The 17,154-nt window shown below is 65.5% G+C and carries 16 protein-coding genes and 1 tRNA gene; 11 read left to right on the top strand and 6 right to left on the bottom strand.

What is annotated here, in order from left to right; genetic code table 11:
- Positions 1 to 208 precede the first annotated feature (208 nt).
- Positions 209 to 1,126, top strand: coding sequence for a 1-acylglycerol-3-phosphate O-acyltransferase, YihG family (gene yihG, locus AC6LKD_RS01240; protein WP_498114807.1), 918 nt, complete (start codon positions 209 to 211; stop codon positions 1,124 to 1,126).
- Here yihG and fahA read toward each other — a convergent pair.
- Both fahA and hmgA read right to left on the bottom strand, forming a co-directional pair.
- Positions 1,123 to 2,442, bottom strand: a complete 1,320-nt coding sequence (gene fahA / locus AC6LKD_RS01235) for a fumarylacetoacetase (protein ID WP_013396196.1) — start codon at positions 2,440 to 2,442, stop codon at positions 1,123 to 1,125. The genes yihG and fahA overlap by 4 nt on opposite strands.
- A 125-nt stretch (positions 2,443 to 2,567) precedes the next feature.
- Positions 2,568 to 3,866: a homogentisate 1,2-dioxygenase gene (gene hmgA, locus AC6LKD_RS01230; RefSeq protein ID WP_013396195.1), complete on the bottom strand. Its 1,299-nt coding sequence runs from the start codon at positions 3,864 to 3,866 to the stop codon at positions 2,568 to 2,570.
- 167 nt (positions 3,867 to 4,033) lie between these two features.
- On the opposite strand from hmgA, the gene AC6LKD_RS01225 reads away from it, so the two are divergent.
- Complete coding sequence (locus tag AC6LKD_RS01225; protein WP_498114798.1) at positions 4,034 to 4,942, top strand: LysR family transcriptional regulator; 909 nt, start codon at positions 4,034 to 4,036, stop codon at positions 4,940 to 4,942.
- 6 nt (positions 4,943 to 4,948) lie between these two features.
- On the opposite strand, the gene AC6LKD_RS01220 is transcribed toward AC6LKD_RS01225, so the two are convergent.
- The 4 genes from AC6LKD_RS01220 to mutM all read right to left on the bottom strand — a co-directional run bounded on the left by AC6LKD_RS01220 (position 4,949) and on the right by mutM (position 8,865).
- Entirely contained in the window at positions 4,949 to 5,143 is a 195-nt protein-coding gene (locus AC6LKD_RS01220; protein WP_013396193.1) for a DUF2783 domain-containing protein, read from the bottom strand.
- Positions 5,144 to 5,162: 19 nt separating this feature from the next.
- A complete protein-coding gene (locus tag AC6LKD_RS01215) occupies positions 5,163 to 6,833 on the bottom strand; it encodes an FAD-dependent oxidoreductase (RefSeq protein ID WP_498114797.1) in 1,671 nt (556 codons plus the stop codon).
- A 111-nt stretch (positions 6,834 to 6,944) separates the two neighbouring features.
- Positions 6,945 to 7,898: an MBL fold metallo-hydrolase gene (locus tag AC6LKD_RS01210; RefSeq protein WP_088142612.1), complete on the bottom strand. Its 954-nt coding sequence runs from the start codon at positions 7,896 to 7,898 to the stop codon at positions 6,945 to 6,947.
- Positions 7,899 to 8,037: 139 nt separating this feature from the next.
- Entirely contained in the window at positions 8,038 to 8,865 is an 828-nt protein-coding gene (mutM, locus tag AC6LKD_RS01205) for a bifunctional DNA-formamidopyrimidine glycosylase/DNA-(apurinic or apyrimidinic site) lyase (RefSeq protein WP_013396190.1), read from the bottom strand.
- Here mutM and AC6LKD_RS01200 point away from each other — a divergent pair.
- The 9 genes from AC6LKD_RS01200 (at position 8,864) to ychF (ending at position 16,929) form a co-directional block, all read left to right on the top strand.
- A complete protein-coding gene (locus tag AC6LKD_RS01200) occupies positions 8,864 to 10,750 on the top strand; it encodes a tetratricopeptide repeat protein (protein ID WP_041654355.1) in 1,887 nt (628 codons plus the stop codon). The genes mutM and AC6LKD_RS01200 overlap by 2 nt on opposite strands.
- A 53-nt stretch (positions 10,751 to 10,803) precedes the next feature.
- Positions 10,804 to 11,346 (top strand): lipoprotein insertase outer membrane protein LolB, encoded by a 543-nt coding sequence (gene lolB / locus AC6LKD_RS01195; RefSeq protein WP_498114806.1) that lies wholly within the window; start codon positions 10,804 to 10,806, stop codon positions 11,344 to 11,346.
- A gap of 72 nt (positions 11,347 to 11,418) precedes the next feature.
- A complete protein-coding gene (ispE, locus tag AC6LKD_RS01190) occupies positions 11,419 to 12,330 on the top strand; it encodes a 4-(cytidine 5'-diphospho)-2-C-methyl-D-erythritol kinase (RefSeq protein ID WP_498114796.1) in 912 nt (303 codons plus the stop codon).
- A 1-nt stretch (position 12,331) separates the two neighbouring features.
- Positions 12,332 to 12,408, top strand: a tRNA-Gln gene (locus AC6LKD_RS01185).
- Between the two features lie 140 nt (positions 12,409 to 12,548).
- Entirely contained in the window at positions 12,549 to 13,499 is a 951-nt protein-coding gene (locus AC6LKD_RS01180) for a ribose-phosphate pyrophosphokinase (protein ID WP_006227587.1), read from the top strand.
- Positions 13,500 to 13,646: 147 nt separating this feature from the next.
- Positions 13,647 to 14,261, top strand: coding sequence for a 50S ribosomal protein L25/general stress protein Ctc (locus AC6LKD_RS01175; protein ID WP_013396186.1), 615 nt, complete (start codon positions 13,647 to 13,649; stop codon positions 14,259 to 14,261).
- Between the two features lie 97 nt (positions 14,262 to 14,358).
- The gene (pth, locus tag AC6LKD_RS01170) at positions 14,359 to 14,955 is read left to right on the top strand and encodes an aminoacyl-tRNA hydrolase (RefSeq protein ID WP_013396185.1); all 597 of its coding nucleotides are present in this window, start codon (positions 14,359 to 14,361) and stop codon (positions 14,953 to 14,955) included.
- Positions 14,955 to 15,740, top strand: a complete 786-nt coding sequence (locus AC6LKD_RS01165; protein WP_498114795.1) for a CPBP family glutamic-type intramembrane protease — start codon at positions 14,955 to 14,957, stop codon at positions 15,738 to 15,740. Before pth ends, AC6LKD_RS01165 begins: the two co-directional genes overlap by 1 nt.
- 97 nt (positions 15,741 to 15,837) lie before the next feature.
- Positions 15,838 to 16,929: a redox-regulated ATPase YchF gene (gene ychF, locus AC6LKD_RS01160; RefSeq protein WP_498114794.1), complete on the top strand. Its 1,092-nt coding sequence runs from the start codon at positions 15,838 to 15,840 to the stop codon at positions 16,927 to 16,929.
- The last annotated feature ends 225 nt before the right edge of the window (positions 16,930 to 17,154 follow it).

Here is a 17,154-nt window from a genome sequence, read left to right as displayed (position 1 = left end):
GGTCTGGGGCTTACGCGGTGGCTTGTTTTGGGGGATGGCGCTGCGTGCTGGTGGTGGGCTTGATTCTGCGCAAGTCGGATTTTTGTTGAAGGTAGGAAACTGGCGCATGACTTTTCCTGAATCGTCTTCTGATGCTGCTCGCGCTGCTGCGGGCGCTCAATCAAACAAGCCTGATTCCCATGTGCCGGTGAGGCGCCGCGCGCTGCCCTTGCCGCGCGGGCGGTTTGCGTGGATCACGGGTGTCGTCAGTACCGTTTGGCTGGCGGCCAGCACGCTGTTCTGGTGCCTGCTGTTGTTTCCGATCTCGTTGCTGAAGTTGTTGCTGCCGTTTCCCGCGGTCAGGCGGCGCATTGATCCTGTGCTCAATGGTATTGCCACGGCGTGGGTGTCCAGCAATGCCGGGTGGTTGGCGCGGATCCAGCAGGTGCCTTGGGATATACAGGGCAATACGGGGCTGCGCTACGCGGACTGGTATCTGGTCAACTGCAATCATCAGTCCTGGGCGGATATCTTTGTGTTGCAGTATTCGCTGAATCGGCGCATTCCGCTGCTGAAATTCTTTCTGAAGCAACAGCTGATCTATGTGCCGGTGATCGGGCTGGCCTGGTGGGCGCTGGACTTTCCCTTCATGAAGCGCCATGGCAAGGCGGCGTTGCGCCGCAATCCGGATCTGGGTCGGCAGGATCAGGAGACCGCAAGGCGGGCCTGCGCGAAGTTTTCCTTGGTGCCGACCAGCGTGATGGTGTTTGCGGAAGGGACGCGGTTTACTCAGGCCAAGCGCGATGGGCAGGGTTCGCCCTACCGCCATTTGCTCAAGCCCAAGGCGGGCGGGCTGGCGGTGGCGTTGAATGCGATGGGCAAGCGTTTCCGCTCGATGATAGATGCCACCATTGCCTATCCGGATGGCGCGCCCAGCTTTTGGGATCTGGCTTGCGGCCGCGCGGGCCAGGTGCTGGTGCGCATGCGGCAGTTGCCGGTGCCGCCGGAGTTCTGCGACGCCGACTACACCGGAGACAAGGCGTTCCGCACCGCCTTTCACCACTGGCTGGGCCAGCAGTGGCAGGCGAAGGACGATGAGATCGAGGCGCTGACCGCGCGTGCGCGGTCGAACGCCAAGGCCGATTAGACGCGGGCCGGCAGCACCAGGCCCGAGCTTGCGCCGAAGCCGATGCGCGGATAGCCGGCCTTCACGCATTCGGCGCGCATGATGACCTGGTCGCCGTCCTGCAGGAAGGTGCGCTTTTCGCCCCAGGGCAGGTCGATCGGGTTTTTGCCGCCATTGCACAGCTCGAGCAGCGAACCGGCTTCCGAGGGCTGCGGGCCGGACAGGGTGCCGGTGCCCAGCATGTCGCCTGGTTGCAGGTTGCAGCCGTTGACCGTGTGGTGGGTGATCAGCTGCGCCACGTTCCAGTAGGCATCACGGAAGTTGCTGCGCGACAGGAAGGCGGGCGGCTGCTTGTCGGCGCGCGATTTTTCGGTGGTCAGCAAGACTTCCATCTGCACGTCGAAGGCGCCTTTGGCGCGGTTCGCGTCGGAGGCGAGGTAGGGCATGGGTTGCGGCTCGGACGGGCCGCGGTTCCATTGCGTGCGGAACGGCTCCAGCGCTTCCATGGTGACGATCCAGGGCGAGATCGTGGAGGCGAAGTTCTTGGCCAGGAAGGGACCCAGGGGCTGGTATTCCCAGGCCTGGATGTCGCGCGCCGACCAGTCGTTCAGGATGCACAGGCCGAACACGTGCGATTCGGCGTCGGCCAGGTTGATGCGGTCGCCTTGGGCGTTGCCGGTGCCGACGAATATGCCCAGTTCCAGTTCGTAGTCCAGGCGGGCGCAGGGGCCAAATTGCGGCGCCTCGCCTTCATTGGCGGGGCGGGTCTGGCCGACGGGACGGGGGAACTTCTGGTCCACGCCGATGCTGGAGGCGCGGCCGTGGTAGCCGATGGGCACCCACTTGTAGTTCGGCAGCAGGGGATTGTCGGGGCGGAATTGTTTGCCCACGGCGGTGGCGTGGTGCACCGAGATGTAGAAGTCGGTGTAGTCGCCGATGCGGGCAGGCGTGGTGTATTCGGCGTCGGCCTGGGCGACCAGCAGGGGCTCGACGGCGCCGCGCAGGGCTGCGCCCTCGCGCAGCGCGCGCGACAGCGCCAGGCGCAGGGCGCTCCAGTGGGCCTGGCCCAGGGCCATCAAGGCGTTCAGGCTGTCCGTGGCGCAAGCGGCCAGGGCTTCGGCCGCCAGGCCTTCGAAGGGCTGCTTGGCGGCCAGCGCGGCCAGGTCCAGGATCTGGTCGCCGATGGCCACGCCGGGGCGGAACGATTCGGTCGTGCCCTTGCGGCGGAAGGAGGCGTAGGGCAGGTTCTGCACCGGGAAATCCGACTCGCCGGTGTTGGCGCTGGCGATCCAGCTCTTCAGGGACGGGTCGTGGGTTTCGTTGATGGTGGTGGTCATGGCTGCGTGTCTCTTTCAGTGTGGTTGTGCGGTGGCCGGGGCGCCAGGCGCCGGAAAATTCAAATGCCAAACGGCGATGAGCTTGCGCTCATCGCCGCGGGCGTGGATAGCAGGGGTTCTGCGCGTCACGCCTTGTTGGGGTCGAAATGCTTGGCGATGCCCTGCCAGCACCGGTAGTAGTCGCCTTGCAATTCTACCGAGGCTAGCGCCTGCTCCGTCGGGCGAATCACGCGTCGCGTCTCGAACATGAACGCCATCGTGTCACGGATGTAGTGGGCCTTGCTGGTGTCGGCGTGGGAGGCCTTTTCGAAGGTCTCGGCGTCGGGGCCGTGGCCGCTCATGCAGTTGTGCAGGCTGGCGCCGCCGGGTGCGAAACCGTCGGCCTTGGCGTCGTAGACGCCCTGGATCAGGCCCATGAATTCGCTGGCGATGTTGCGATGGAACCAGGGCGGACGGAAGGTGTTTTCCATGGCCAGGATGCGCGGCGGGAAGATCGCGAAGTCCATGTTGGCCGTTCCCGGGGTGTCCGACGGCGCGGTCAGCACGGTGAAGATCGAAGGGTCCGGATGGTCGTAGCTGATGGAGCCGATGGTGTTGAAGTTGCGCAGGTCGTACTTGTACGGCGCGTGCGTGCCGTGCCAGGCCACCACGTTCAGCGGCGAATGGTCGATGGACGCGCGCCAGAAGCCGCCCGTAAACTTGGCGATCAGTTCGAAGTCGCCTTCGACGTCTTCATACCAGGCCACCGGAGTCTTGAAGTCGCGGGCGTTGGCCAGGCAGTTCGAGCCGATGGGACCGAGTTCGGGCAGGCGCATGGCGGCGCCGAAGTTCTCCAGCATGTAGCCGCGCGCGCTGCCGTCCAGCAGTTCCACGCGGAAGCGCACGCCGCGCGGGATGACGGCGATTTCCAGCGGTTCCAGATCGATCAGGCCCAGTTCCGTGGCCAGGCGCAGGCGGCCTTCCTGAGGCACCAGCAGCAGTTCGCCGTCGGCGTTGTAGAAGTAGCGCCCTTGCATCGAGCGGTTGGCGGCGTACAGGTGGATGCCCACGCCGCTCAGCTCGTCGGGGGCGCCATTGCCACCCCAGGTCTTCACGCCTTCCAGGAAGTCGGTGGGGGCGGCGGGAATGGGCAGCGGGCTCCAACGCAGCTGGTTGGGCGTGACGGGGCCCTGGCCGAAGGTGCTTTGCCAGCCGGTGGCGCCGTCAAAGGCTTCGAACGGCTTGTGCTGCGCGCCGGGACGGATGCGGTAGAGCCAGGAGCGGCGGTTTTCGCTGCGAGGTGCGGTGAAGGCGGTGCCGGACAATTGCTCGGCGTACAGGCCGTAGGGGCATTGCTGCGGCGAGTTGCGGCCCAGCGGCAGGGCCCCGGGCAGGGCCTCGGTGGCGCAACTGTTGCCGAAGCCGGTCTGGTATTGCAGTTCCATGGAATCCTCCTGAGCGGCGGCGCGGTGCTTGGCCGCGCGGCCTGGTACGGGTGGCCGGTGCGGAAGATATCCGGGAGGCCGATATGCCATTGTCGGAAAAAAACCCCACCTCGGCTACGGGAATGTAAAAATAGAGACTATAAATTTTGTGAATAGTAGGGGTGCGTATGGCCGAGTTGCGCGACGTCGATCTGAATCTGCTGCTGCTGTTCCAGCATTTGCTGGAGGACCGCAATCTATCGGCGGTCGCGCGGCGCATGGACCTGTCGCAGCCCGCTGTCAGCAATGCGCTGCGGCGCCTGCGGGAAGCATTCGGCGATGACCTGTTCGTGCGCACGGCGCAGGGCATGTTGCCCACGCCGCGCGCGACACGACTGGCGGGCCCGGTCAGCGAGGCGCTGACCATGCTGTCGCAAGCCCTGAAAGACCAGGATGTCTTCGATGCCGCGACCAGCACGCGGCGCTTCCGGGTGGCGATGACGGACGTGGGCGAGATCCACTTCATGCCGCGCCTGATGGAGGTCTGCGTGCAGGTGGCGCCGCTGGTGCGCATCGATTCCGTGCGGGTGCAGGGACCGGATCTGCCGCGGGAAATGGAGGCCGGACGGGTGGATCTGGCGATCGGCGCGTTCGATGAAATGGGGGCGGGCACGCTGCAGCGCATGCTGTTCCGCCAGGGCTATGCGACCCTGTTCCGGCAGGCGCATCCAACCGCGCACGCCGGCATGAGTCTCAAGGCTTTTCGGGCAGAGCGCCACCTTATCGTGTCGCGCGCGGCGCCCTACGGGCAGGTGAATCAGTCCATGGAGCGCGCCGGGGTGGACCTGGCGGAGCACTTCAGCGTGCCGCATTTTTCGGCCGTGCCGTACATCGTCAGCGCGACCGACTTGTTGGCCACCGTACCCGAAAAACTCGCTGCCAGCGCCGCGCCGCCGTTCGGCCTGCGTTTCATGACGCCGCCGATCAGAGTGCCGGCGCTGCAGACGAACATGTACTGGCAGCGCCGGGTCGACCGGGACAGCGGCAACCAATGGCTGCGCGCGCTGATCGTCAATACGTTCGCGGTGGGGGCTTGAACGGGGTTACGGCGCCACGGAGGCGCGCGCCTGGCGCAAGGCTTCGCGCAGCACGTCCATGTCGCCCAGGTGGTTGGCCAGCAGCAGGATCAGCGCCGCGTTGAGTTCCTGGCTTTGTTCGTTGGTGAGGTCGCGGTGGGTCTCGATCAGCGCTTCGTAGAAGTCGTCCGGCGAGACCAGGTTGGTTTCGGTAATCAGCATGATGGAGTGATCTCGAAGTTCAGGCGCGGCCCGTGGCGCGGCCGACTGCTGCGGCGACGGCGGCGGCATTGAAGGCGCGCCAGCGGCCGCAGACGTGTTGGTCGGGGCGGATCAGGTAGGCGGTGCCGGCCTGCGCGTCGTAGCGCTTGCCCAGGCAGCCTTCGCGGTCCGTCACGGCGGCCAAATCCCCGGGCAGCGCGGACAGGTCGCACTGCGGGCTGGCAACCAGCACGGCCTTGACCGGCACCGGCGCCATGCGCAGGGCCTGCAAGGCGAGCAGCGTGTCCCGGTCGGGCAGTGCATCGCCGCAGAACACGGCCAGCACGAATTCGCCGTCCAGCTGCGCCAGCCACCAATCCTGCGCGTTCACGGGAGCATCCAGCGCCACCGCGCCCGGCACCATGCGGCCGCTGAAGGCGTCTGTGTCCGGGGTGTTCAGCGGCGAGCCGGCGTAGGTCGCGGGCAACGACAGGCGACCGCTGTTGACCAGCGAGCGCGCGAAGGGGTGGGTCTTGGCCAGATTCAGCACCGCATTGCGGAAGCTGCGGCTGATGTCGCTCTTGGGCGTGATGAAATCGGTGGCGCGCGATGAATTGAGGATGTTCTCGTCGGCGGCGTATTCGCGTTCGGCGGCGTAGCTGTCAATCAGCGTCTCGGGGGCCTGGCCGGCCAGTACCAGCTTCAGCTTCCAGGCCAGATTCTCCGCGTCCTGCACGCCGCTGTTGGCGCCCCGGGCGCCGAACGGCGACACGCGGTGGGCGGAGTCGCCCGCGAATACGACGCGGCCGTGGCGGAACTTGTCCATGCGTTCGCACGCAAAGGTGTAGACGCTGACCCATTCCAGCTCGAAGCGGGCGTCGGGGCCCAGCAAGGCGCGGATGCGCGGCAGCACGTTTTCAGGCTTGACGGCCTCGACCGGGTCGGCGTTCCAGCCCAGCTGGAAGTCGATGCGCCAGACGTTGTCGGGCTGGCGGTGCAGCAGCACGGACTGGTTGGGATGGAACGGCGGATCGAACCAGAACCAGCGCTCGGTCGGAAAATCCGCCTGCATCTTGACGTCGGCGATCAGGAAGCGGTCGCGGAAGATGCGGCCATGGCTTTCCTGGCCGATCAGCTTGCGCACCGGCGAACGCGCGCCGTCGCAGGCGATGAGCCAGTCGGCATGCAGCGCGTATGCGCCGTCGGGGGTCTCTACGTTCAGGACCACGCCGTCGTCGCGCTGCTCCACGCCGGCGACCTTGTTCTTCCAGCGTAGATCGATATTGGGTTCCCGCCGCGCCTGCTCGTACAGATAGCCTTCGGCGTAGTACTGCTGCAGGTTGATGAAGGCCGGGCGGCGGTGGCCGGGTTCGGGCAGCAGGTCGAAGCGCCACACTTCCTGTTCGCGGAAGAAGACCTTGCCCACGTTCCACGACACGCCTTTGTCGATCATGCGCTGGCCCACGCCCAGGCGGTCCCAGATTTCCAGTGTGCGCTTGGAGAAACAGATGGCGCGGGAACCGGTAGACAGGCGGAAGTCGTCGTCCAGCACCACCACGCGTACGCCCTGGCGGGCCAGATCCAGTGCGGTGGTCAGGCCGACCGGGCCGGCTCCCACCACCACGACCTGATGGCGCGCAAGCTCGCTGGCGGCCTGGTCGGCGTGTTTTTCATAGGCGAATTCCATCGCCTGAAAGTCGATGTCTCCCACGGTTGTCTCCTGTGTGGGTGATATTGTTTTTATGTCACGAAGCCGCGCGCTGCCTTGCGGCGCGCGATTCCGGTTGCAGCGGGGCAGGGCCGCCGTGGCGGCCCGTCGGGATCAGCCTTCCAGCTGCGCCCACATCTCCAGGTCGCGCTTGTCGGTCCAGATGCGCGGATGGGTGTAGCCGGTGGCCTCGTCATAGGCGCGCGACACGTCGAACGGCATGCAATGGTCGAAGATCACCCAGTCGCTGTAGCGCGGCTTCATGAAGTCGTAGACCTCGCGGTAGATGGTCTTCAGGTCCTTGCCTTCAGCCACGCCGCGGTTCACCGCGCCGTACAGATCGGTCAGGAAGGCGCGCGTGCCGGCCAGGCCCTGGCGGACTTCGGTGGCGTTCTTCAGCGCGGGGCCACGGCCCGGAACCATCTTCTCGGCTTCAAAGCTCGACAGGGCGTCCAGCGTGCTGGGCCAGTCGCGGAAATAGGCGTCGCCGCAGTACGGCGTCGACTGGTATTCGACCAGGTCGCCGGCGAACAGGATCTTCTGCTCGGGCAGCCAGGCGATGGTGTCGCCCTTGGTGTGGCCGCGGCCCACTTGCAGCAGCTTGACCTCGAGGTTGCCCAGGTTGACGGTCATTTCGCCCTTGAACGTCATCGTCGGCCAGACCAGGCCCGGCGGAATCGATTCAGCGTTGCGGAACAGGCGGGGGAAGCGGCCGATTTCGCTGGCCTTGTCCTGCTCGCCGCGTTCGGCGATCAGGTCGTAGGTGTCGCGGCTGGCCAGGATTTCCTGGGCGTCGTAGGCCGACGCGCCAAACACGCGCACGGCGTGGTAGTGCGACAGCAGGATGTACTTGATGGGCTTGTCCGTGACTTCGCGGATGCGGCGGATCACGTCTTGCGCCATGACCGGGGTGGCCTGGGTGTCGACCACCATGACGGCCTCGTCGCCGATGATCACGCCCGTGTTGGGGTCGCCTTCGGCCGTGTAGGCATAGGCGTTGTCGGACAGTTTTTCGAACGAGACGACCTTGTCGTCCAGGTCGGCGTGCGAGGCGAATTGCTTGCTCATGGAGGCTCCTTCCACTTTTATAGGAATAGGGTGTGTGGAAGGAATATAGCCTGGCGTTAGTGTTTGTGCAATACGTTTGCTATAAACAAATGGTCTTGTTTTTACAGGGATTTCCCGGGGATTTCGGGGCCGGCTCCGGTCAGTTTCTTTGGCATTTCGGGCAGTAATAGGTGGCCCGCTGCCCCTGCACGATGCGCCGTATCGGGGTGGAGCAGACCCGGCAGGGCTGGCCCTCGCGTTCATAGACGGCGGCGTGGATCTCGAAATAGGCGCCAGGTTCGCCGGTGGCCCCGACATAGTCGCGCAGCGTGCTGCCGCCCGAAGTCAGGGCGTCGGCCAGGGTGGCGCGCACCATGTCGGCCAGGCGCTCGCAGCGGGCGGGCGACAGCTTGTTGGCCGGCGTCTTGGGGTTGATGCGGGCGCGGAACAGGCTTTCCGACGCATAGATATTGCCCACGCCCACCACTGCCATGCCGGCCAGCAGCACCTGCTTGATGGCGGCGCTGTGATTCTTGAAGTGGCGGTGCAGCCAGGCGCCGTCGAAACGCGGGTCGAAGGGCTCGATGCCCAGCTTGGCCAGCAGGGGGTGGACATCGACGGGGCCATCGCTGGCGGGGTGCCACAACACCGCGCCGAAGCGCCGCGGGTCGTGCAGGCGCAGCACGGCTTCCTCGAAGATCCATTCGACGTGGTCGTGCTTGCGCAGGAACTCGCCAGGGGCGACGCTGCGCAGCGACCCGGACATGCCCAGGTGCACGATCTGGGTGCCGTGTTCGAACCGCAGCAGCAGGTACTTGCCGCGGCGCGCGCATTCCAGCACCGCGCGGCCGGCGATCGTGGCCGGCAGATCCGGGGGGATGGGCCAGCGCATGCGGGATTCATGGATGACCAGCCGCGTCAGCGTCCGGCCGGTGATGACGGCGTCGATTCCTCGGCGCGTGGTTTCGACTTCAGGCAGTTCCGGCATGAGCCAGTGTAAGATCATTAATTGCGTGTACGAAGATTGTGCCATCAACCGGACGGGCCGCGTGAAGTCGTCTTTCAAACCTATAAATATCGGGATCGCCGCGCTAGCGCTTGCGCTGGCAGCAATACTGACCCCGCCGGCCCAGGCCGCCGACAGCCGGACGCGCGATGCGACCGGGCCACGGATGGCGCCCCAGAGCCGCCACCCTGAAACCGAAGTAATCCGGCTGCGCCCCGGGCAGTTGCCCTATGTCTCGCTGACCGCCGACATCTTTTACCGCGTGCTCGCGTCCGAGATCGCCGCGCAGCGCGGCATGTACGGCTCGGCGGCTACCACCATGCTGGGCCTGGCGCGAGATACCGGCGATCCGCGCCTGGCCCGCCGCGCTCTCGAATTCCAACTGGCCGGCGGCAACCTCCCTGGCGCCTTGGACGCCGCCCGGGTCTGGGCGCGCCTGTCCCCCAACGACGTGGAGGCCAGCTCCACCGAACTGGCGCTGGCCGCCGCCAACGGCCAGACCAAGGGCCTGTCGCAGGCCTTGCGCAACCGCATCGATTCCTCGCGCGACAAGCCGGCCGCCATCGGTCAGGCCTTGGCCGTGCTGAGCCGGTTGAATGACCGCCGCCTGGCCTTGCGCATCCTGGACGAATCCCTGAGCGACAACGTGCGCAAGCTGCCGGCCGCGCATCTGGCGCTGGCAGACGTGGCCTCCGCCTCTGGCGACTACACCCGCGCCGCGCAGGAGTCGCGTGCGGCCCTGGCTGCGGATCCGAAGTCGGAAGCCGCCGCGCTGCGTGTGCTTGAGTACGGCTACAGGGTGGACCCGCAGCGCGCGCAGACCGAAGCGCGTGCCTACATCGCCCGCAATCCCAACGCCCGCAAAGTGCGCCTGATGCTGGCCGGCCAATTGGCCGACAGCGGCGATTACAACGGCGCATTGGCTGAATTGCAGGCCATGTCGCGCCGTTCGCCGGAAGATTTCGACCTCTTGTTCATGCAGGCGCAACTGGCCTATAAGGCCGGGCAATTGCCGCAGGCCAAGAGCTTGCTGCAGCAGTATCTGGACGTGCAGCAGCAGCGCCAGCGGGCCACCGTGCCCGGCGCGACCGACGCCGGCGCCGCCGCCGCCGATGCCCATGTGCTGCTGGCCCGCATTGCTGAAGATCAGGGGCACTACGACGACGCCATCGCCGAGCTGGGCCGCATCGACGACCCGACCCTGCGCTACTCGGTGCACATGCGCCAGGCCGCCTTGCGCGCCAAGAGCGGCCGCATCGACGACGCGCTGGCCATGATCGACGCCGCCGGTCCCCAGGACGAGGAAGAGCGCACGCTGGGCGTGCTGACCAAGGCCCAGATCCTGCGCGACGCCGACCGCGTGCAGCAGGCGGTGTCGGTGCTGGAAGCTGCCGATCAGGCGCTGCCCGACACGGTCGAGATCAAGTACGAACTGGCCATGCTGTACGAACGCCAGAACCGCCTGGCCGACTTGGAGCGCATGTTGCGCCAGGTCATTGCGCTGGACCCGGATCACGCGCACGCCTACAACGCGCTGGGCTACACGCTGGCCGATCACAACCAGCGCCTGCCCGAGGCCCTGGATCTGATCACCCAAGCGCTGGAGCTGGCGCCCAACGATCCGTTCATCCTCGACAGCATGGGCTGGGTCAAGTACCGCATGGGCGATTCCGCGGCCGCGGCCGACTACCTGCGGCGCGCCTACAGCGTGCGCCCGGAAGCCGACATCGCCGCCCACCTGGCTGAAGTCCTCTGGACCCAGGGCAAGCGCGACCAGGCCACCGAGCTGCTGCGCGCCGCGGTGGCGAAGGATCCCAAGAACAAGACGGTTCAGGACGTGGCCAAGCGTCTGGGGATCGGCCTGTGACGGCAGTTGTTCAACGCGTGTTCGGCGCAGCCGCGCCGCTGCGCTGGTTCCTGATGGCGATGCTGGCGACGACGCTGGCCGCCTGCACCACGCCCAAGCCGATCGAAGGCGCCAGCGCCGACGCGTTTTCCCGCATCGGCCGCTTCGCCATCACCGTCAATGAGGAAAGCGGCAAGCAGAATGCCGTGCAGGGCGGCTTCTCGTGGTCGGATGACGGCCGCCACTATGTGCTGGACTTGACCAATCCCCTGGGCTCGACCGAGGCGCGCGTGGAAGGTCGTCCTGGCGCGGCCAGCCTGACCAAGGCTGATGGCACCCGCCTGGTCGCCGACAATCCCGATGCCCTGGCCGAGGAAGCGCTGGGCAGCAGCATGCCCGTGTCCGGCCTGCGCGATTGGCTGCGCGGCAAGCTGGCCGCCACGCCCGAGGCCACCGAGGTGTCCCGCGACGAGCTGGGCCGCCCGGCGGCTTTCGAGCAGGGCGGCTGGCGCGCGCGGCTGTCGCGCTACGACACGTTGGGCCCGCAATTGTTGGTGCTGGAACGCCAGGAGCCGGGTCGCCGCATCATGCTGCGCCTGGTCGTCAACCAGCCTTGAACAGCGGGCCGTGCCGGCTCGAAACCAGCGGTAGCCGGTAAAATCGCGCTACCGCTTTTTTTTCGCCCAGCCGTGACTCTCTACGACGTACCCGCTCCCGCCAAGCTGAATCTATTCCTGCACGTCGTGGGCCGGCGCGCCGACGGCTACCACCTGCTGCAGACCGTCTTCCGCTTCATCGACCTGTGCGACACCCTGCACTTCGACCTGCGCGCCGATGGCGTCATCAGCCGCGCCGCGGAGTTGCCGGGCGTGCCGGAAGATCAGGACCTGACCTTGCGCGCCGCGCACGCGCTGCAGCGGGCCACAGGCACGAAGCAGGGCGTGCAGATAGGCCTGGAAAAACGTATTCCGCAGGGTGGCGGCCTGGGAGGGGGCTCCAGCGATGCCGCCTCGGTGCTGATCGCCTTGAACAGGCTGTGGGGCACGGGGCTGTCGCGGCGCGAACTCATGGCGCTGGCCCTGCCCCTGGGAGCGGATGTGCCCGTGTTCGTCTTCGGGCAATCGGCTTTCGCCCAAGGCGTGGGCGAAGACCTGACTGCGGTGACGCTGCCTGAACGCGCCTACCTGGTGGCGCAACCGGACGCCAGCGTGCCCACGCCACAGATATTTTCCGCACCCGATTTGACAAGGGATTCTTCTTCCACCACAATAGCGGTCTTTCTTGCTTCGCCTACTTCCCGCTTCGGCAGGAATGATTTGGAGCCGGTGGTCTACCGTCTTTACCCAGAAGTACTTGGGGCATCGCGGTGGCTTGCTGAACAGGGAATCCTTCGTGGAATCCCAGTTCGCATGTCGGGATCTGGTGCGTGTTTATTCGCCGAATTTTCCGAACTCTCCGAAGCCGTTTTGGCAGAAGCAGAAATATCCGCTATAATGCGCGGCGCTGATAAAACATTCAGCCAAACGCATCCACGGTTTCGGTTAGTGCAGGCATGTACTGGGTTAGCTGAACATCCGTTGCGGAATTGGATTGCAAGATAGTTGGGGAGTCGCCAAGCTGGTTAAGGCACCGGATTTTGATTCCGGCATGCGAAGGTTCGAATCCTTCCTCCCCAGCCAACCGAATACATAAAAAAGCTGTTGAACACGCCTGTAAGACACTGGCCCGGGTTCAGCAGCTTTTTTATTTTCCGGGTCCGCTGGTGCATCACCTCGCATCACCTCGTTAGTGTCTTAAAACGACCATCGCATCATCCATCATGGCAAACGATAGCTTCATGATTTTCACGGGCACCGCCAACACTCGGCTGGCCGTGGACGTAGTCAACCACCTCGATATGTCCCTGGGCAAGATGACCGTCGGTCGCTTCTCGGACGGCGAAGTGATGGTCGAGATCAACGAGAATGTGCGCGGCAAGGACGTCTTCGTCCTGCAGCCCACCTGTGCCCCTACCAACGACAACCTGATGGAAATCATGGTGATGGTCGATGCCTTGCGCCGCGCTTCCGCTGGCCGCATCACCGCCGCGATTCCCTATTTCGGCTATGCCCGCCAGGACCGCCGCCCGCGCTCGGCGCGCGTGGCCATCTCGGCCAAGGTCGTGGCCAACATGCTGCAAGTGGCTGGCGTCGACCGCGTCCTGACCATGGACCTGCACGCCGACCAGATCCAGGGCTTCTTCGATATCCCCGTGGACAACATCTACGCGGGTCCGATCCTGCTGGGCGACATCTGGCGCCGCAATTTCTCGAACCTGGTCGTGGTGTCTCCGGACATCGGCGGCGTGGTGCGGGCCCGCGCGCTGGCCAAGCAGCTGGAAGCCGACCTGGCCATCATCGACAAACGCCGCCCGCGCGCCAACGTGTCGGAAGTGATGAACATCATCGGTGAAGTCGACGGCCGCACCTGCATCATCATGGACGACATGGTCGACACCGCCGGCACGCTGTGCAAGGCGGCCCAGGCCCTGAAGGACCGCGGCGCCGGCGCCGTTTACGCCTATTGCACGCACCCCGTGCTGTCGGGCGGCGCCATCGACCGCATCGAAGCGTCGGAACTGGACGAACTGGTCGTCACCGACACCATTCCGCTCTCCGAGCAAGGCCAGGCCAGCGGCAAGATCCGCCAGCTGTCGTGCGCCGCGCTGCTGGGCGAGACCATCCTGCGTATCTCGAACGCGGAATCGGTCAGCTCGCTGTTCGTCGATTAAGACGCGGCGTCCCTCGGACGGGCAGTCCGGATACTGAGTTTTGCGCCTTGCTGGTCGCGGCAAGGCGCAACAAACACGGTGCGCATTTCGCGTGCCGTGTACCAACCGGCGAAGTCTCTTCGCCATTTATTGTTTTTGGAGTTTTCCATGAAATTCAATGCCACTGCGCGTAGCGTCCAGGGTTCGAGTGCGAGCCGCCGCCTGCGCCGCGCGGGCCGCGTTCCCGCCATCGTTTATGGCGGTACGGCTGCCCCCCTGAATATCGAACTCGACCACAACGAGATCTACCACGCCCTGCGCAAGGAAGAATTCCACGCGTCGATCCTGCAAATGGCGCTGGAAGGCGCAGCCAAGGAAGAGCAAGTCCTGCTGCGTTCGGTTCAATGGCACGCCTACAAGCCGCAAGTCCTGCACGTGGACTTCCAGCGCGTGGACGCCAACCAGGCCCTGCACACCAAGGTCCCGTTCCACTTCATCAACGCTGAAGTCTCGCCGGCTGTGAAGCTGGGCGGCGCCATCATCAGCCACGTCCTGACCGAACTGGAAGTCACCTGCCTGCCGGCAGCGCTGCCCCAGTTCATCGAAGTGGACCTGAAGGACCTGCTGCCTGGCGCATCGGTCCACCTGGCCGACATCAAGCTGCCCAAGGGCGTGACCTACGTGCCCCACGGTGGCGACGCCAACCCGCTGCTGGCCGCCACGGCCGTGGTCAAGGGCGGCGCTGCCGCCGACGAAGGCGCTGCCGAAGCTCCGGCCGCCTAAGTCCTGCCGGAAAGCCCCCGGGCTTTCCGCGGCTGGTACTCGAAACCCTGCGTGTGCATTTGCATGCGCAGGGTTTTTTGGTTTAAACACCCCCATCATGTCTACTCCTATACGCCTCATCGTGGGACTGGGTAATCCCGGCCCTGATTACGAAACCACCCGGCACAACGCCGGCTTCTGGCTGGCCGACCACCTGGCGGACGACTTGCGCGCTTCCTTTGCGCTGGAGAAGTCCTTTTTTGGCATGGTGGCCAAGTCCCGCCTGGGCGCGGACAACGTGCTGCTGTTGAAGCCCAACACCTACATGAACCGTTCCGGCCAGGCGGTCGGCGCGCTGGCCCGCTTCTACAAGCTGACGCCGGAGCAGGTGCTGGTGCTGCACGACGAGCTGGACCTGATGCCCGGCCAGGTGAAACTGAAGCAGGGCGGCGGCCATGCGGGCCACAATGGCCTGAAGGACATCCAGGCGGCGCTGGGCAGCCCCAACTTTTGGCGGTTGCGCATCGGCATCGGCCATCCCCGTACCTTGGGCCTGGCCCAGCAGGTGGCGGACTTTGTCCTGCATCCGCCGCGCCGCGAGGAGCAGAAAGAGATCGAAGCGGTCATCGACCGTTGCCGCGCGGTGGTGCCGGCGATGCTGGCCGGCGATTTCCCCTTGGCCACGCGTCAGCTGCATAGCGGCAACGAGGCCTGATGACAGCCCGGCGGCAATCGGCATCGGTGTCTGGCGAAAAACTGCGCTTTCGCAGCGAGGTCGCGGATTTCTGGCGTTTCATCCGTCATCCGCATCCGGCTTCGCGCCTGCCGGGCCGCGCGGCCGCGAGCGGCCTGGTGGCCGACTGGTGGCCGGGCCTGGGGCCGGGCCGCCTGCTGGCCTGGGCTGCGCTGCTGTGGGCCGTGAACCTGTTCGCCCTGGGGCCGGTTGCAGTGGCCGCGGCCGGCCTGGGTGGCGTCACGCATCGGCTCGATCCCACCAACATTCCCTGGCTGACTGCCGTGATCTGGGCGCCGTTGGTCGAAGAGATTCTGTTCCGCTATGGCTTGCGCCGCCCCAGGCAGGCGCTGTGGTTGATCCCGGCGATGGTGCCCGTGGTGCTGTGGGGGCCCAAGGTCTGGACCGGCCTGCTGCTGGCCGCATTCGTCATCCTGGCGTGCTGGGGCGCGCGCCAGCGCGCCGAACCGCTGCAAGGCTGGGACACCACCTGGCGGCGCTATTACCTGCAGCACTTCGGCCTGGTGTTCCACTTGGTCGCGCTGAGCTTCGCCGCCGTGCACCTGACCAACTTCGTCTACAGCAAGACGCCGTATTGGCTATTGCCGCTGCTGGTGCTGCCGCAATGGCTGACGGGCCTGGTGCTGGGCTGGATGCGCGTGCGGCGCGGAATCGGTGCGGCCATCCTGCTGCACTCCGCTTTCAATGCCGGCCCTATTTTGATGATCTGGATCATCATGCGCTGGATCCCGGCCGCCGCGACTTAACCGGGGCCGCAACGGCGGCCTCGCCGGCAGGGCTCGAGCGCCCAGCCGGGGTAAACTAGAACGTTAACGATCAATACCGTACTTACACAGGATTCCCATGGCTCTGCAATGCGGCATCGTCGGCCTGCCCAACGTAGGCAAATCGACACTCTTCAACGCTCTGACCCGCGCCGGCATCGCCGCCGAGAACTATCCGTTCTGCACCATCGAGCCCAACGTCGGTGTGGTCGAAGTGCCGGATCCGCGCCTGCAGAAGCTGGCTGAAATCGTCAAGCCCGAACGCATCCTGTCCGCCACTGTCGAATTCGTCGACATCGCGGGCCTGGTTGCCGGCGCGAGCAAGGGCGAAGGCCTGGGCAACCAGTTCCTCTCGCACATCCGCGAAACCGACGCCATCGTCAACGTCGTGCGCTGCTTCGAAGATCCCAACGTGATCCACGTGGCCGGTAAGGTCGATCCCATCGCCGACATCGAAGTCATCGAGACCGAACTGGCCCTGGCCGACCTGCAGACCGCTGAAAAGGCCCTGCAGCGCCATCAGAAGACGGCGCGCTCGGGCGACAAGGAATCGCAACGCATCGTGGCCGTGCTGGAAAAGTGCATCGCCCAGCTGAACGAAGCCAAGCCGATCCGCGCGCTGGACCTCACCACCGAGGAAAAGGCCGATATCGCCCAGCTCTGCTTCATCACCGCCAAGCGCGCGATGTACGTGGGCAACGTGGCCGACGACGGCTTCACCAACAATCCGCTGCTGGACCGCCTGAGCGAGTTCGCCGCTGCGCGCAATGCGCCCGTGGTCGCCATCTGCGCCGCCATCGAATCCGAAATCGTCGACCTCGACGACGCCGACCGCCAAGCCTTCCTGTCCGATATGGGCATGGAAGAACCCGGCCTGAATCGCCTGATCCGCGCCGCCTTCAAGCTGCTGGGCCTGCAGACCTACTTCACCGCGGGCGTGAAGGAAGTGCGCGCCTGGACCGTGCCGATCGGCGCCACCGCGCCCCAGGCCGCCGGCGTCATCCACACCGACTTCGAACGCGGCTTCATCCGCGCCCAGACCATCGCCTACGAGGACTACATCACCTACAAGGGCGAGCAGGGCGCCAAGGAAGCGGGCAAGATGCGCGCGGAAGGCAAGGAATACATTGTGCAGGATGGGGACGTGATGAACTTCTTGTTCAACGTCTAAGCGAAGCTGAACGTTTCGCCATGCACCCCAAAGATTGGACCCCGGTCCGATCTTTGGGGTGTTTTTCATGGTGCAGCGCCACGAGCAATGCGCGCCGTTCGCGTCCCGGAAGGGCTTTGCGGGAAAGGCATGAAGGGTGAGACCATGAGTAGTTGCGGCGAATGGGCTGGTTGTTCGCCGCAAATCATGCGGTGAATAGCGGGCTGACCGGTAGCGGCCGAGTTG

The organism is Achromobacter sp. D7-1, from assembly GCF_059760445.1.
This window is presented reverse-complemented; position numbering and strand designations above follow the sequence as displayed.